The sequence below is a fragment of the Pseudaeromonas sharmana genome, from assembly GCF_042649925.1.
Classification (GTDB): domain Bacteria; phylum Pseudomonadota; class Gammaproteobacteria; order Enterobacterales; family Aeromonadaceae; genus Pseudaeromonas; species Pseudaeromonas sharmana.
This window is the reverse complement of sequence record NZ_JBHSAF010000003.1, coordinates 148,400-164,095: the sequence shown is the minus strand read 5'-3', so window position 1 is coordinate 164,095 and position 15,696 is coordinate 148,400. Positions and strand designations below refer to the sequence as shown.

18 protein-coding genes are annotated in these 15,696 nt (G+C 60.1%); 8 read left to right on the top strand and 10 right to left on the bottom strand.

The genetic code is table 11. The features are described 5' to 3' along the window. Positions 1 to 9: 9 nt before the first annotated feature. Positions 10 to 495 (top strand): pantetheine-phosphate adenylyltransferase, encoded by a 486-nt coding sequence (gene coaD / locus ACFOSS_RS05660; protein ID WP_377151164.1) that lies wholly within the window; start codon positions 10 to 12, stop codon positions 493 to 495. Between the two features lie 46 nt (positions 496 to 541). Here the strand turns inward: coaD and ACFOSS_RS05655 are convergent, their stop codons facing one another. The 5 genes from ACFOSS_RS05655 to radC form a co-directional block, all read right to left on the bottom strand. Further along, positions 542 to 1,885 carry a 3-deoxy-D-manno-octulosonic acid transferase gene (locus tag ACFOSS_RS05655; protein ID WP_377151163.1) on the bottom strand — a complete coding sequence of 448 codons (1,344 nt, stop codon included), beginning with the start codon at positions 1,883 to 1,885 and terminating at the stop codon, positions 542 to 544. Positions 1,886 to 2,021: 136 nt separating this feature from the next. Then, on the bottom strand, positions 2,022 to 2,834 hold the full coding sequence (gene mutM, locus ACFOSS_RS05650) for a bifunctional DNA-formamidopyrimidine glycosylase/DNA-(apurinic or apyrimidinic site) lyase (protein ID WP_377151162.1): 813 nt from the start codon (positions 2,832 to 2,834) through the stop codon (positions 2,022 to 2,024). Positions 2,835 to 2,993: 159 nt separating this feature from the next. Then, entirely contained in the window at positions 2,994 to 3,161 is a 168-nt protein-coding gene (gene rpmG, locus ACFOSS_RS05645; protein WP_377151161.1) for a 50S ribosomal protein L33, read from the bottom strand. A gap of 11 nt (positions 3,162 to 3,172) precedes the next feature. Continuing rightward, positions 3,173 to 3,409 carry a 50S ribosomal protein L28 gene (gene rpmB, locus ACFOSS_RS05640; RefSeq protein ID WP_345009774.1) on the bottom strand — a complete coding sequence of 79 codons (237 nt, stop codon included), beginning with the start codon at positions 3,407 to 3,409 and terminating at the stop codon, positions 3,173 to 3,175. Between the two features lie 135 nt (positions 3,410 to 3,544). Continuing rightward, positions 3,545 to 4,219, bottom strand: coding sequence for a RadC family protein (gene radC, locus ACFOSS_RS05635; protein WP_377151160.1), 675 nt, complete (start codon positions 4,217 to 4,219; stop codon positions 3,545 to 3,547). A gap of 224 nt (positions 4,220 to 4,443) precedes the next feature. On the opposite strand from radC, the gene coaBC reads away from it, so the two are divergent. From coaBC to ACFOSS_RS05615, 4 genes are all read left to right on the top strand, one after another. Then, positions 4,444 to 5,643, top strand: a complete 1,200-nt coding sequence (gene coaBC, locus ACFOSS_RS05630) for a bifunctional phosphopantothenoylcysteine decarboxylase/phosphopantothenate--cysteine ligase CoaBC (RefSeq protein ID WP_377151159.1) — start codon at positions 4,444 to 4,446, stop codon at positions 5,641 to 5,643. Next, positions 5,630 to 6,085: a dUTP diphosphatase gene (gene dut, locus ACFOSS_RS05625; RefSeq protein WP_377151158.1), complete on the top strand. Its 456-nt coding sequence runs from the start codon at positions 5,630 to 5,632 to the stop codon at positions 6,083 to 6,085. Before coaBC ends, dut begins: the two co-directional genes overlap by 14 nt. Positions 6,086 to 6,157: 72 nt before the next feature. Then, positions 6,158 to 6,769 carry a nucleoid occlusion factor SlmA gene (slmA, locus tag ACFOSS_RS05620; protein WP_377151157.1) on the top strand — a complete coding sequence of 204 codons (612 nt, stop codon included), beginning with the start codon at positions 6,158 to 6,160 and terminating at the stop codon, positions 6,767 to 6,769. A 40-nt stretch (positions 6,770 to 6,809) separates the two neighbouring features. After that, on the top strand, positions 6,810 to 7,637 hold the full coding sequence (locus ACFOSS_RS05615) for a mechanosensitive ion channel domain-containing protein (protein WP_377151156.1): 828 nt from the start codon (positions 6,810 to 6,812) through the stop codon (positions 7,635 to 7,637). Between the two features lie 349 nt (positions 7,638 to 7,986). On the opposite strand, the gene ACFOSS_RS05610 is transcribed toward ACFOSS_RS05615, so the two are convergent. The 4 genes from ACFOSS_RS05610 to rph form a co-directional block, all read right to left on the bottom strand. Beyond that, a complete protein-coding gene (locus ACFOSS_RS05610) occupies positions 7,987 to 9,882 on the bottom strand; it encodes a hypothetical protein (RefSeq protein ID WP_377151155.1) in 1,896 nt (631 codons plus the stop codon). 168 nt (positions 9,883 to 10,050) lie between these two features. Then, entirely contained in the window at positions 10,051 to 10,803 is a 753-nt protein-coding gene (locus tag ACFOSS_RS05605; RefSeq protein WP_377151154.1) for a sugar nucleotide-binding protein, read from the bottom strand. A 10-nt stretch (positions 10,804 to 10,813) separates the two neighbouring features. Then, on the bottom strand, positions 10,814 to 11,461 hold the full coding sequence (gene pyrE / locus ACFOSS_RS05600; protein WP_377151153.1) for an orotate phosphoribosyltransferase: 648 nt from the start codon (positions 11,459 to 11,461) through the stop codon (positions 10,814 to 10,816). Between the two features lie 116 nt (positions 11,462 to 11,577). Continuing rightward, the gene (rph, locus tag ACFOSS_RS05595) at positions 11,578 to 12,294 is read right to left on the bottom strand and encodes a ribonuclease PH (protein ID WP_377151151.1); all 717 of its coding nucleotides are present in this window, start codon (positions 12,292 to 12,294) and stop codon (positions 11,578 to 11,580) included. 128 nt (positions 12,295 to 12,422) lie between these two features. On the opposite strand from rph, the gene ACFOSS_RS05590 reads away from it, so the two are divergent. The 3 genes from ACFOSS_RS05590 (at position 12,423) to ACFOSS_RS05580 (ending at position 14,508) form a co-directional block, all read left to right on the top strand. Then, positions 12,423 to 13,283 (top strand): YicC/YloC family endoribonuclease, encoded by an 861-nt coding sequence (locus tag ACFOSS_RS05590; protein WP_377151149.1) that lies wholly within the window; start codon positions 12,423 to 12,425, stop codon positions 13,281 to 13,283. Between the two features lie 147 nt (positions 13,284 to 13,430). Then, entirely contained in the window at positions 13,431 to 13,742 is a 312-nt protein-coding gene (locus ACFOSS_RS05585) for a PTS fructose transporter subunit IIB (RefSeq protein WP_377151148.1), read from the top strand. After that, positions 13,729 to 14,508 (top strand): PTS sugar transporter subunit IIA, encoded by a 780-nt coding sequence (locus ACFOSS_RS05580; RefSeq protein ID WP_377151147.1) that lies wholly within the window; start codon positions 13,729 to 13,731, stop codon positions 14,506 to 14,508. Before ACFOSS_RS05585 ends, ACFOSS_RS05580 begins: the two co-directional genes overlap by 14 nt. A gap of 239 nt (positions 14,509 to 14,747) precedes the next feature. Here the strand turns inward: ACFOSS_RS05580 and ACFOSS_RS05575 are convergent, their stop codons facing one another. After that, the gene (locus tag ACFOSS_RS05575; protein ID WP_377151146.1) at positions 14,748 to 15,614 is read right to left on the bottom strand and encodes a helix-turn-helix transcriptional regulator; all 867 of its coding nucleotides are present in this window, start codon (positions 15,612 to 15,614) and stop codon (positions 14,748 to 14,750) included. Positions 15,615 to 15,696 lie beyond the last annotated feature (82 nt).

Below are 15,696 nucleotides of genomic sequence, written 5' to 3'. Positions count from 1 at the left end.
TTGACTGACATGCATACCAGGGCGCTGTTTCCCGGAACCTTCGACCCGCTGACACTCGGCCATCAGGATCTGATATCCCGCGCAGCCAGCCTGTTTGACGAGGTCATCGTCGCCATCGCCATGAGCCCCGGCAAGCGGCCGTTATTCGCGCTTGCGGAGCGGGTCAGTCTGGCACAAGTCGTCTGCAGCGAATGGGGCAACGTCCGGGTAGCCGGTTTTGACGGTCTGTTAATCGACTTTGCTCGCAGCCAGAACGCCAATGTTCTGGTCCGGGGTATTCGTTCGATGACAGATTTTGATTATGAAAACCAGCTCGCAGGCATGTATCGCCAACTGATGCCGTCACTGGAGGTGTTGTTTCTTCCGGCTCGCAGCGAACTCAGTTGTGTCTCCTCCACGCTGGTTCGGGAAGTCGCGTTGCATGGCGGTGACATTGCCAGCTTTGTCCCGCCAGGTATTGCCGATGCAGTGCACCGGCATTTGAGCCATCGCTGACCAGGCGGGACACCTTGGCGGCCCGCCCTTCTCTCGTCCCCTAAGGTCACTCTCCCTCAGAGCTTTGCGTCAGCGCTCGGCTGCGCGCGTCCTGCGGCGTCATGCTACTGACCCATGCCTGAGTCTGGGCGGCGTAGTCCGCCTGGTAAGAGAACTTGCGGCTGTCGTTAGCCGCCACCAGGTTGACCAGCAGGCAGAAAATGCTGGCGGCGGCCAGATAACGCATAAACTGCGGGGCGGCACGCTCCAGCCATGTGTGGCTAAATAACATCAGCGGTAGCAGGGCAAATGGGAATACCAGCATCAGATGCCAATAGCTGAACACTATCGGCGCCAGCGCCGCACACACCAGAATCGCCACGACGGCCGACGCCACATACAGTCCCAGCCACACCTGAGACGTCACCGCACTCGGCTGGGATGCCCAGCGCCACGACAGATGCGGACGCACCAGACGCCAGACATAACGATTGGCCAGCAACGTCAGCACCAGCGACCCGGCTCCAGCCAGGTAGACAACACAGCGCCAGATCCAGACAGCTGTCTGTTGCAGCCACACAGCGCTGCCCAGCCAGTCGAAGGTGGTGCCGTTAATCAGCTTGGTGGAAAAAATCCAAGAGCCATAACGCAGCCAGTAAATCAACGACTTGAGCAATGGATAGACATGCAGCAAGCCCCAACCGATATAACGATCGCTGGTATCGGCATCGGCACGGGCCAGCTGGGGTTGGTTGAATACCTCATGCAGATACGGAATCAGCGAGGCCGCGAGCAACAGCACGCCCGCCATGACCCCCCAGCCATTTAAACGCATCAGTTTGCGCCAGAACAGACAACCGGAGATCACTGCCAGCAACGGCCATGAATAGTGGAGCTGCATCGCAAAGCCGATGGACACGACATGCAGCAGGCTACAGATAAACGACGGCTGCGCCCGCATCCGGTACGCCGACCAAAAATGCAGTGCGGCGGCAAAGAAGAGATAGGCCGGATTGTACAAAATGGACTCATAGAGAAACCATGGGTTCAGCCAGTAGAGCACCATGAACAGCAGCCGGCCGCGGGGACCAAACTCACGGCGGATGACATCATCAAACAGCAAAAAGCTGATCAGCTTGAGCACCAGCAACAGCAACATCGGGGCATAGGGCGAGTCCCACAGCAACAGCGGACCGCCAACCAGCCAGGCCGAGAGCGAACCCGGAACGTTGCCCATGGCACTGGCAGCATTGCCATAGCTCAGCCAGACACCATGGTGTGCACCCAGATAACCCTTGGCGATCATCTGCAACTGATCCCCCGTCAGAATTTGCTGGGCCGCATATAAACAGGAGAGCGCAAAACCAATGACCAGTGCGGCCAGATAGAACGAGGTCTCTTTCTTGTTCAACGGATAAAACCTTGAGTTGTAATCAACAGGATAGACAAAGCCCCTCTTGGAGCCTGTAACATGTTCAGCCGCAACGGGCACAGCCAGTTGCAGGATACTGATTATAACGAACCATTACCGCGCGTATCCGCACACCTCAGCGCTGACAGTGCGGGCAGAAGACCGTGGTTCTCTGCCCCTGACGCAGACTCTCCAGCGGGTGACCACAACGCCGGCAGCCTTCACCAGCCCGACCATACACCTGGAGCTCCTGCACGAAGTAGCCGGGCCGCCCGTCAGCACGGGTAAAATCACGCAATGTCGTTCCCCCCTGGCGGATGGCACGCTCCAGCACCGTCTTGATCTCAAGCACCAGCCGATCGCACTCGTCCGGACTCAACGCCGAGGCCGCGCGACGCGGATCTATACCCGCAGCAAACAGCGCCTCGTTGGCGTAGATGTTACCTACACCAACCACCAGGTGGTTATCCATCAACCAGGGTTTGATCGCGCTGTGCTTGCGCCGGCTGCGTTGGTGCAAATAGGCACCATCAAAGGCATCAGTAAGCGGCTCAGGCCCCAGCGTTGCCAGTAACCCATGATGAAGCGGATCACCGCTGGTCCAGAGCAAGGCGCCGAAACGGCGGGGATCATTGAGTCGTAACAGCTGGCCATTGCCGAGTTCAATATCGACATGGTCGTGTTTCTCTGCCGGCGTGCCGACTGGCAAGACCCGCAGCTTGCCGGACATACCCAGATGCAGAATCGCGGTGCCCAGTGTCGAGCGCAGCAGCAGGTACTTGGCCCGGCGCTGAACGCTTGCAATCGGGCAGCCCACCAATTGCTGGATTTCAGCCGGGATTGGCCAGCGCAGGCGCGGATTGCGCACCACGACACGCGTCACGGTCTGACCGACCAACCAGGGCGCTATGCCTTGACGACTGACTTCAACCTCGGGTAACTCCGGCATCGTAACCTCATCTTGTAACAACGGGATAACAGAGCGGCATTGTGCCGTAGAGTGTGGCGGGAATGAAGAGGGCATGACAGCGACGCAGAAGAGATGAAAACGTCAGACGCTGAAAATAAAAAACCCGGCAGAGCCGGGTTTTTCAAGGTGCAGGATCAATTACTTGATCTTGCCTTCCTTGTAGATCACATGCTGACGGACGACAGGATCAAATTTCTTGATTTCCATCTTCTCAGGCATGGTGCGCTTGTTCTTGGTCGTGGTGTAGAAGTGACCAGTACCGGCGCTGGAGTTCAAGCGGATCTTTTCGCGTACACCTTTAGCCATGATCTATCTCCTTACACTACTTCGCCACGGGCACGCAGGTCCACCAGGACCGCTTCGATACCCAGCTTGTCAATGATGCGCATGCCCTTGGTGGAAACACGCAGCTTGACGAAACGCTTCTCGCCTTCAACCCAGAAACGGTGAGTTTGCAGGTTAGGCAGGAAACGACGACGGGTCGCGTTCTTGGCGTGGGAACGGTTGTTACCCACTGCCGGACGCTTACCGGTTACTTGGCATACTCTAGACATGTCAGTCTCTCCAAATCTTACTTCTTTTGCTCGAGCATTTCTCAGCCCCGCTGGCCTGTTGCGGGGCCATATAGAAGGCGGCATTTTATACAGCATCGGCCGGCGAAGATCAAGCAAAAGGCTTGCCGTGATCGACTATAGCCAACCACGTTCGGCAAAAGAAACCATCTCGCCGTCACCTATCACCAGGTGATCGAGCACCCGGACGTCTATCAGACCCAGTGCGGCGCTGATGCGCTCGGTCAGACTGCGGTCTGCCCGGCTGGGCTCAGCCACGCCGGACGGGTGATTATGGCAGAGGATCACCGCGGCCGCATTATATTTGAGCACGCACTGCACCACTTCCCGCGGATAGACACTGGCGCAGTCGAGGGTACCGTGAAAAAGTTCTTCAAACGAGAGCACCCGATGCTGACTGTCGAGCAATAGCAAGGCGAAGATTTCCCGCGGCCGATCGCGTAGCCGGGACTGCAGGAAACGCCGTGTCGCCGTCGGACTGGTCAACGCCTCACCGCGGCGTATCGTCTCATCAAGATGGCGCCGCCCCAGCTCCAGCACGGCCTGCAATAGCACATATTTGGCGTGGCCAAGACCGGGAATGGCACAAATACGCTCGGCATCGGCGGCAAACAAGGCACGCAAGGAGCCAAACTCCTGCAGCAGTCGCCGGCTCAACTCGAGTACGTCACAGCCACGGATACCCGTGCGCAACAGGATCGCCAGCAACTCGGCGTCACTCAACGCCGGTGCGCCGCGGTGTAACAATTTCTCCCGCGGCCGCTCGCCAGCAGGCCAGTCCCGTATCGTCATCCTCTCCCCTTGCACGATTCTTGCTGTCATCACAACGACACATGCCGTCCCCAAGATAGCAGGCGGCCCCCATCTCGGGACTGTCATAGCCGGCAGTTCTCCGGTGCGCATCTTGCAGCTTGACGCCTCCGCCAGCTCGCCGGGGTGTGATGGCGGTTTCTGCCGCCCGTGAATGGCATGTGGTATGCTCAGCCGCCTCGACTTTGCAGCCGGAAATCAAAATTATGGAATTGCTCAATAAACGCATCCTGTTAGGCGTCAGCGGCGGGATTGCCGCCTATAAGAGCGCCGAACTGGTGCGCCGCTTGCGCGATCGGGGCGCCGAAGTGCGCGTCGTGATGACCGACTCGGCCCGTGCCTTCATTACTCCACTCACCCTGCAGGCTGTCTCCGGCCATGCCATTCCTGACGGCGTCCTCGACCCGGCCAGCGAGCTGGGCATGAATCATATCGAGCTGGCGAAATGGGCCGATCTGGTACTGGTTGCTCCGGCAACGGCGAATGTCCTCGCCCGCATGGCCTGCGGCATGGCTGATGAGCTGCTGACAACGCTCTGCCTCGCGACGCCGGCACCGGTAGCCGTCGCCCCGGCGATGAACCAGCAGATGTACCTGCATGCCGCCACGCAACAAAATTTGCAGACTCTCGCCCAGCGCGGAGTGCAGATTTGGGGACCGGATGCCGGTATTCAGGCCTGTGGCGACGTCGGTCCTGGCCGCATGCTGGATCCACTGGCCCTGGTCGATCATTGCATGCGCTTCTTCGCCCGTCCCGAGCTCGACCTGCATGTGTTGATCACGGCCGGTCCCACCCGCGAGCCTCTGGATCCGGTGCGTTTCATCAGCAATCACAGCTCCGGAAAAATGGGATTTGCCCTGGCAGCCGCCGCTGCCGAGCTGGGCGCCAAAGTCACGTTGGTCGCAGGGCCAGTGGCCCTCCCCACCCCTGTCGGAGTCACCCGCATTGACGTAGAAAGTGCGCTGGAGATGCAGGCAGCAGTACAGCAGCAACTGCCCGGACAACAGATTTTCATCGGCTGTGCCGCAGTGGCTGATTACCGCGCCGAAGAAGTTTTTACTCAAAAAATCAAAAAGTCGGCCGATGACATGACGGTACGCCTGACGCGCAACCCCGACATCATCGCCGAGGTGGCGGCCCGCGCCGACCGGCCATTTGTCGTCGGTTTCGCCGCCGAGACCCAGCAGGTGGAGCAGTACGCACTGGACAAGCTACAGCGCAAGCGGCTCGACATGATCGCGGCCAATGATGTTTCCCGTGCCGGGCAAGGGTTCAACAGCGACGACAATGCACTGACCGTATTCTGGCCGGGAGGACAGCAAACGCTGCCACTGGCCGCAAAAACCGAGGTGGCACGCCACCTTATGGCTCTCATCATCAAGAAGTACCAGCATGAAGCAGATTGAACTGAAGATTCTCGACAGCCGTATCGGCACCGAATTCCCGCTACCGGAGTACGCCACTCCAGGTTCTGCCGGACTGGACCTGCGCGCCTGCCTGAACGAAGCGATCGAACTGGCACCGGGCGCGACCACGCTGCTGCCGACCGGTCTGGCCATCCACATCGCCGATCCGGGGCTGTGTGCCACCATACTGCCGCGCTCAGGCCTCGGCCATAAGCACGGCATCGTGCTTGGCAACCTGGTCGGCCTTATCGATTCCGACTATCAGGGGCAGTTGATGGTGTCGATGTGGAACCGCAGTCAGCAGAGCTTCATCATTCAGCCTGGCGAACGCATCGCCCAGTTGGTGTTCTTGCCGGTCGTCCAGGCCAGCTTCACCGTCGTCGACGAGTTTGACGTCAGTGAACGCGGCGAAGGCGGTTTCGGCTCGTCCGGCCGTCACTAAGCCGTGCGGGGTCTGTGGTTGCAGACCCCTGTTTTGCCCTGTTTGTCACCTTTGTGAAGGGATTACTCGAACATGACAACGCAAGCTGCTACTGCTACCGCCACCACACCCCATCGCCGCGAACAGATATTGCAGGCCCTGGCACATATGCTTGAGCATCAGGCCGGCCAACGCATCACCACCAAGAGCCTGGCCGCCGAAGTCGGCGTCTCGGAGGCGGCGCTGTATCGCCATTTTCCGAGCAAGGCACGGATGTTCGAAGGGTTGATCGACTTCATTGAGGAGACACTGCTGTCGCGGGTCAATCTGATCCTCAGTGAAGAGAAGGAGACGCTGGTGCGCTGTGAACGCATACTGCAGTTGTTGCTGATGTTCGCCGAACGCAATCCCGGTATCACCCGCATCATGACCGGCGATGCGCTGCAAGGCGAGCACGAACGGCTACGCGATCGGGTCACCCACATGTTCGACAAGCTCGAAAGCCAGCTCAAGCAGGTACTGCGCGAGCGCCGCCTCCGTGAAGGGACCGGCTTTTCTGTCGATGAGGCGCAGTTAGCCAATCTGCTGCTAGCCTATGTCGAGGGGCGACTGAGCCAGTTTGTCCGCAGTCAGTTCCGCTTGCCACCCACCGCCAATTTTGAGGTACAGTGGCAGTTCATTCATAACCAGTTGCTGCAAAGCTGATCGCGGGAGCCCTCTCCCGCATTAACTCTGAGGAGAGTGTATGGAACCCGAAATCCTGACCGATGCCACCCACTGGCTGAGCAACAATCAGGCACTGATCATCGAATACAGCGTCAATATTGCTGCCGCGCTGCTGACGCTGCTGCTGGGCTGGTTTGCCGCCAGTCTGGTCACCGGCGGTCTGGTGCGGCTGATGAAGAGCCGCAATCTCGATGTCACCATCACCGATTTTGTCGGCCACCTGGTCAAGTATGCCATTCTGGCCTTCGTCGTCATTGCCGCCCTGAGCCGTATCGGCGTGCAGACCGCCTCTTTTGTGGCTGTCATCGGTGCCGCCGGTCTGGCAGTTGGTCTGGCATTGCAAGGCTCCTTGTCCAACTTTGCCGCCGGCGTGTTGCTGATCCTGTTCCGCCCGCTGAAAGCCGGCGAGTTCGTTGAGGTCGCAGGCACTGCTGGTGTCGTGCAGACAGTGCAGATCTTCACCACTGTGCTGACCAGTGGCGACAACAAGATGGTGGTCGTGCCTAACGGCGCCATTCTCAATGGCACCATCACCAACTACTCGCGCATGGAGACCCGCCGTGTCGACATGACCTTCGGCATCGCCTATGGCGCCGATTTGCAGCAGGCCAAGGCGGTGCTTGAACGCTTGCTGGCTGCCGATGAGCGCATCCTCAAGGAGCCGGCCTGGACCATCGCCGTCGCCGCACTGAACAGCTCATCTGTGGATCTGGTCGTTCGCCCCTGGGTCAAGACCGCCGACTACTGGGGGGTGTTCTTCGATCTGCAGGAGCGGGTCAAGCTGGCATTTGACGAAGCGGGTATTGAGATCCCCTTCCCGCAGATGAAGGTTCACCAGGCCCAATAAGCCCGTAGCTTGGCATCACAAAAAGACAGGACCTGCGGGTCCTGTCTGCATGAGCTGATGCCGGGCACCCACTCCACCACCGGCAATGCACGCTGGCTGATCGCATCCGGCCAGCGGCGCCTCTGCCCCCGCTATGCCCCAGGGCAGCACGGCTGTTCCTCCGACGCACCGCGACGGCTCTGTTCCTTTAGCGTGGACGCCGTATGAATGTCGCTGGCACCTTAACCCCACTGCGTTGGTCCATCCCGCACACCAATGGCAAGTCGCAGCCCGTCACACGCCACCGAGAGCCGGAGACATAAAAAAGGGCCGGCAAGCCGGCCCTCAATCTCATGTCCGCACCGCAGTGTTACTTTTTCGGTAACTGCATGTCGGCACGCATTTCGATACCGCTGGTCGTGAAGTCCATGCCTGAGCTGATATGGGCACCACGCAGCCCCAGCAGCATGGCCTGAGCAGACTTCAACTCAGCGACCTGTTTCTCGGCCTGCTCCTTGCGCTCGGCAGCAGTCGGCATCGGCAGACCATATTCATCAGTCTGCGGCTCTTCCGTACCCGCCGCCGCGGCAACCGCTTCTTCAGCCGCCGCATCTGCGGCCGCCTCGAGTTTGGCCATCTCGTCGTTCATGACCACCTCCAGTGCATCGGCAAGCAAACCGTAGTCCAGCCCGAAGTGGAGCAGACCGTTCGGCTTGAGCTCCTGCTTGGCCAGGCTCTCGGCCTGTGTCTTGCCCTGTTCACCGGAGAAGACAGCGATATGATTGCCGTACAGACCCAGCTTGATCGGGGATGGCAAGGTGACCGGCAGCGGTAACGGCAGATCGATGCTCTGACCATCTTCCGGCAATTTCAGGCTGGCGAACTCAGGCTGCATCATCGCCAGCATGCCCCACAGCTGCTGCGGTTGCTTGCTGGAGAGCGTGGCCACGAAAGAGAGTGCCTCAATGCTGGGCATCTCGCCTTCCGCCAGCGCCTTGCCCAGCTTCAGATCCTGCACGTCGATACCAACGCCCTGTACGCCCTGGATCATGCCGGTCATGGCACCGAGCAGTGCCGGGTTGGTCTCCTTCAGTTGTGCCTGGGCCGCTACCAGCGGGGCACAGCTGAACTTGGCTTGTATGGCGCGGGACCACAAATTGGTCAGTACCGGTGTCAGCTCATCCATATTCAGCCCCAGCTGATAGGAGAACTTGCTGTTATCTCCAGAATACTGCGGCAGGAAACCACGCAGCTTCTGCAACTGCTCCATGGTCTTGCCATCGGTGGAGACGATCTTGAACAGGCTGTTGGCACGCAGTGGTGAACCACTGGTATCCAGCTCGGTATAACCGAAAACGCTGCGCGGCCACAGTGCGGCCATGCCTTCGATATCAGCCTGGCACTCGGCAGTACGGAACGCGGACAGCTCCTTGGTCGCCTCTCCATGACTGACCTTGTCCAGCAGCTTGGCGATCGGGCTATCGGCGCGGGTCAGGGTACGGATCAGACCTTCGTGATTAAGAAAACCAATCGAGAACGGCTTGAGCCCCTGCTCCTTGACCAGGGTCTGCAGGGTTCCGGCAGCGGCCAGCGACTGAGTTGGCTTGGTCAGGCCAAACGCCACATCCAACCCCTCCTCTGCCGGGATCAGCGAACCGACATCCAGCGTGACGATCAGGAAACCATCGCGTTTGCCGATGGCCAGATAGACAGGTTGTTCGCCATCGGTGATCAGCGGGTAGCGCTTGTAGGTAAAGTCCTTGAGCTTGGCCTCTTCGGCCTTGACCTTGACACGCTCCTCTGCCTTGGCCAGGAACGCATCGAACGCCGCCTGATCGGCAAGCGCAACACGCACCACCGGCAGGGCGCCGACGGTATAGAACGCAGAATCGACGGCATCACTCAACCCCAGCATCTGCGGCTTAAAGCTCTTCGACAGCACGGCATTGACATACTCGGCATACAGGCTGACCGCCAGGCGCGCGCCGGCAGGTGCGGCATCCGGGTTTTGCGGATCCGTCTTCAGCATCTCCTCGATCAGCGTATTGACCTGCTCGGGCTGCATACCAAAATTGAATTGATCGCGAAATGCGGCCATGGCCGACCACGGCATCGGCTCGAGACCACCGGCAAACAACAGGGTATCGGCCGGCACATAGGCCAATGCCCCCTCACCTGCCGCCTTGTTGTGGCTGGCATAGTAATAACCGCCGGCACCGGCCGCGATCGCCGCGACCACCAGACCAGCAAGCAACCCTTTTTTCATTCTGCTCTCCCTGTTCTTAAAAATGTAAACCAGTTGTAGACGCGCCATGATGCCGTTTCTGCCAGCCTCAAACAAGCCACGCTTGTTGCTTTTTCGGTCGGCCGCACATTGTCGGCAATGGCGCACATTACCAAGAAAAACAGCCGCATCAGCGGCTGTTTTAATCCCTCAGCGGCGACATAAATGTCGACTCAGCCCCGGCATGTACCCTTCATTGCCCAACAGGCGCTGATCATGGTGGTATTCCTCGTGCACACGGATCTGCCACGAACGGTCAAAGCGCAAGGCCAATGCCGTCACCAGCTCATCAAAACGCCATGCTTCGCTTGCATTGCTGTCGAGATGAAACAGGCCGCTCGCCCGTGTCAGCAACAGCTGCAACAGGGCCTCGGCGGTGTCATCCATGAAAGAGCAGGCCGGGATCCAGGCCCGGCTGGCCGCCACTTCGCCCTGTTGGGCCTGCCAGTGATCCAGCGCCGCCAACATGTTGTTACCACGTGCATCGGCGTCAATCTGCCAGCCGATACGGGCAATGGCCGCAGCCGGGTTGGCCGCGACTATGGCCGCCTCGCAGCGCTGCTTGTAGAGGCCATAGCCATCGCTAGTGTGCGGTGTATCCTCACGGCGATGGGGCCCGGGCGGTTCATGGCTGAACACCATGGCACTGCTGGTGAACACAAATGGCAGGGCATGGCGTGCCGCATAACCGGCCAGCTGCGCCGCCCACGCCTCGGAGCCCATCCCCAGATGGGCGATGGCATCCGGCCGCACACGACTCAAAAACAGCTCACCGGCCGTCGCATCATCGGGCGATACCGTCTGGCGCGGCCAGGGCAGCACATCCATCCCCCTGCGTTTGGCCTGCGCCGCCAGATGGGGGGCCAAGGTACCAGTGAGACCGGTCACCAGCAGACGCGACATGGGCCGACCCTCAGGCGTCGATGCCATAGGCGGTACGGTAGGCACGCACCTGTTCGAGGTGCGCGGCCATCTGCGGCTGCTCTTCCAGGTAGGCGATCAGATCCGCCAGTGTAATGATGGCGATCACCCTGGCTTGGTAATCACGCTCTACTTCCTGAATGGCGGAGAGCTCGCCCTTGCCCTTCTCCTGACGATCGAGCGCGATCAGCACGCCGGCCAATTCGGCACCATTGGCCTGAATCAGATCCATGGATTCCCGGATCGCTGTCCCGGCGGTGATGACGTCATCGACCAGCATGATGCGCCCTTGCAGCGAGCTGCCCACCAAGTTGCCACCTTCGCCGTGGTCCTTGGCCTCCTTGCGATTGAAACACCAGGGCACATCCTGATCGTGCACTTCGGCCAGCTGCACCGCGGTCGCCGAGGCAATCGGGATCCCCTTGTAGGCCGGGCCAAACAGCACATCGTAGTCGATCCCTGCATCCACCAGCGCAGCGGCATAGAAACGGCCGAGACGGGCCAGGTCACGGCCGGAGTTGAACAGGCCAGCATTGAAGAAATAAGGGCTCTTGCGGCCGGACTTCAGGGTGAACTCCCCGAACCGCAGCACCTGCTTGCTCAAAGCAAATTCGATAAACTCGCGCTGATAGGCTTTCATGTCTCTTCCTCTTCTTATCTTGTCTTCTGTCTTCGCGTTCTGTGTGGCGCGGGATGAGCAAAACCCACCGCACGCGGATTAACGTCAAAAAAAACGCGGCTCTCGCCGCGTCAGGATCAGGTTGCCAAGGCCGCCTGCTGGGCGGTGATCAACTCGGCGATGCCTCCCTTGGCCAGGCCAAGCAGGGTCACCAACTCCTCTTCGCTGAACGGCTCGCCCTCGGCAGTGCCCTGCACCTCGATCAGTTTGCCGGTGGAGGTCATCACCACATTCATATCGGTTTCGGCGGCCGAATCTTCGACATACTCGAGATCGCAGATCGCCTGCCCCTCATGCACGCCCACCGAAATGGCCGCCACCATGAACTTCAACGGATCGGTCTTCAACTGCTTGCGTTCCTGCATCCAGCGCAGCGCATCCACCAACGCGACGCAGGCACCGGTGATCGCCGCGGTGCGAGTACCGCCATCGGCCTGAATCACATCGCAATCGAGCGTGATGGTGTACTCGCCCAGCTGGGTCAGGTCGACCGCGGCACGCAGCGCCCGGCCAATCAAGCGCTGGATCTCCAGTGTACGCCCACCCTGCTTGCCAGAGGCGGCTTCACGGTTCATGCGTGAGTGGGTGGAGCGCGGCAGCATGCCATATTCGGCGGTGATCCAGCCCTGGCCCTTGCCTTTAAGGAAACGGGGCACCCCTTCGTTGACGCTGGCATTGCACAGCACCTTGGTCTGACCAAATTCGATCAGCACAGACCCTTCGGCGTGGGCAGTATAGTGACGGGTGATGGTGATTGGACGCATCTGCTCCGGAGCTCGGCCATTCGGGCGCATGTTCGATTCCTGCTTACTGATAATTGCGCGCAGTATACGGCATCGACGGCGGCTTTTCACATCGACGGGCTTTTTGCCGCTGGCAGCGTTATAATCGGCGCACTTTTTTGCCGACCGACGAGATTCGTATGATTCACAGCATGACGGGGTATGCCCGCAAGGAATTCAAGGGTGACTGGGGTACAGCGGTGTGGGAAATCCGCTCCGTCAATCAGCGTTATCTGGAAACCTATCTGCGTCTGCCGGAACAGTGGCGCGGTCTGGAACCCATACTGCGCGAACGCTTTCGCAAGCAGCTTGAGCGCGGCAAAATCGAATGCAGCCTGCGTTTTGATAGCCAGACCGGAGCGGGCCAGTTGAACATCAATGCCGAGCTGGCCGAGCAGTTGATCGACAGCGCCCTCTGGGTCATCGATCGCGCCGGACAGGGCCAGCTCAACCCGCTGGACGTGCTGCGCTGGCCGGGTGTGATGGCGACGCCGGAACAGGACATGGATGCGCTGAACAGCACGCTGCTGGCCGCATTTGACGAAGTGCTGGGTCTGTTCATCGAGAGCCGTCAGAGTGAAGGCGACAAACTCAAGGCGTTGATCGAACAGCGCCTGGTCGGTATTCAGGCCGAAGTGACCAAGGTGCGCGCCCTGATGCCACAGATCCTCGACTGGCAACGCCAGAAGCTGATCGACCGCCTGGCCGAAGCCCGGCTGGAACTGGATCCGACCCGCGTCGAACAGGAGATCATCCTGCTGGCGCAACGCATCGACGTCGCCGAGGAGCTGGACCGCCTGGAGACCCACATCGGCGAAACCTGCAAGATTCTCGCCAAAGGTGGCTCCTGTGGTCGCCGCCTCGACTTTATGATGCAGGAGTTCAACCGCGAGTCGAACACCCTCGGCTCCAAGTCCATCAACGCCGAAACCACCCAGTCCGCCGTCGAGCTGAAAGTCCTCATCGAGCAGATGCGCGAGCAAATTCAGAACATCGAGTAATCCGCCTCCCGGGTGGTCCTGAGCAGGACCACCTTCTGCCTGTGTCTGTCAGCCTCCTGCCTGCCCCGCACTTTCGCAGCCCTGGCCGCGCAGCGCGGATCGCGGGGTGATATGCTGTGGCAACGCATGACGAAACCGTGGTTAGCTATGAAGATCGTTGCCGTTACCGCCTGTCCGACCGGGATAGCCCATACCTACATGGCCGCCGAGGCGCTCGAGCGGGCCGCTAACACCTTGGGTATCAAACTGAAAGTGGAAACCCAGGGTGCCATGGGGCTGGAAAATACGCTCAGCGCACGGGATATCGCCCAGGCCGACTGGGTGTTGATTGCCTCCGACCGACCGGTGGAGCAACAGGAGCGTTTCATCGGCTGTCGCCTGAAACAGGTCAATCTGGAGCCGGTGCTGCTGAATGCGCTGGCGGTACTTAAGGCACTGCAGCACGATGCTACGGCGTGAACTGACGTTTCGCTGCGATCGCGACCTGACGCTACCGGATGCCCGGCGCCTGTACCGGCTGGCCTCCCGGCTGCATGCGCGCATCCAGGTCCGCTTGTGCAATCTGACGCGATCGCGCCACACCGAGGTGTGCGAACCCTTGTCGCTGATGGCGCTGGGGTGTCGGGCTGGAGATCTCTGCCAGCTGCTGCTCAGCGGCAAGGATGCCGAGCTGGCCTGCATCGTCTTTACCACCTGGGTCAACGAGCAGGGAACCCGTCTCGGCGGACGGCACCCCGACTTCACCGCGGCCCAGAGCCAGTTGCAACGCCAGGCGCCGGCGCTGCGCTTCGATGCCGGCATGCTGGGCGTGCTGGCACCTGACAGTGACGCCGCCTCGGCGCTACGCCAGCTAGTCGCCCTGCTGCCGGAGATCGGCGATGGTGACGCCTTGTACCAGCAGTTGCTGGCCCGTGAGGCGATCGCCTCCACCATGCTGTGCGCCGGCATCGCCATGCCCCATGCGATTTCGCCGGTCGTGACACAGCCCATGCTGGCACTCCTGCATTGCCCCTCCCCACTGGAGTGGGGTTCCGCTTCGGGTCCGGCGCACCTGCTGATCCTGATGGTCCTGCCGGCGTCGCCGACTCAGGAGCAACTGCTGCCGCTGCAACGCCTGGTACGTCGCCTGATGGACCCCCTGCTGCAGCACGCCCTGCTGAACGATCATCAGCCGGCGGCACGCCATGCCCTGCTTACTTTGGCACTGAGCCAGCCGGCTGACTGAGTTCGCGGAGGTTGCGATTGGGAGCAACCCCGTCTGGTGCATACGACAGCACGCCCTGCTTACTTTGGCACTGAGCCAGCCGGCTGGCTGAGTTCGCGGAGGTTGCGATTGGGAGCAACCCCGCCTGGTGCATACGACAGCACGCCTGCTTACTTTGCCACTGAGCCAGCCGGCTGACTGAGTTCTCGGAGGTTGCGATTGGGAGCAACCCCGCCTGGTGCATACGACAGCACGCCTGCTTACTTTGCCACTGAGCCAGCCGGCTGACTGAGTTCTCGGTATTGGCTGGGAGTCACGCCCGCCTTGTGACGAAAGACACGGCAAAAATAGTTCACATCCGGATAGCCACAGCGCTGTGCCACCTCGGCCAGATGGAAATGGTACTTGCGCAACATGAACTTGGCCCGTTCCAGCCGGACCCGGGTGATGTAATCAGCCAACCGCATGTGTCCCTTGTCGCGAAACAGCCGCGACAAGTGCCCCGGTGACAGGTTGAAACGCTCGGCAATGCTGTCGCGCGTGATAGGCCGGTGGAAGTTCTCCTGAATGTAGATGCAGATGCCATGGAACAGATCGACTCCGCGCGGACGGTCAGTCTCCGCCTCGCTGAGCAACTGTTCCACGCAGCCGAGCAAAGCCAGCAACAGGTGATGATCCATTGGCGCCGTCACCGTCTCGCGAGAGAGCGCATCCAGCGCCGGCAATATATGCTCCAGCGCACGCCCGGTGGGCGCCGGAATACTGTGCTTGTGAACATCAAACATCTGCTCGCGCCCAGCCTGCTTGCTCACCAGACTGAAGCCCAGCTGACGCTTGCCAAACAACAGGCTGAGCACTGAGCAGGGCGGCTCCCAGTCCGGCTTGTTCCAGGCATTCGGCGGAATATACAACACCTGCCGGGGCAACAAGGTCACCGACTGCATGCCTCCATCGGGCGACCACAGCTGGTTGCTATACTGGCCACTGAACACCATCTCCAGGCGCGGAAAGTTGACCTGATAGCTAAACTCGGGCGGCACGCCTCGATCGGAGGCAAACCAGATCTGTGACAACGCCTGCCCTTCGGATATCACCTCTTCAAGTATCTGATGAAACAGTAAATTCATTTCTAACGACACCTTATCTCGACGTCAGCCACCGGATTGCGGCATGCTATAGTCCGTTTCCATTCTGGTCTGCTACCCATGT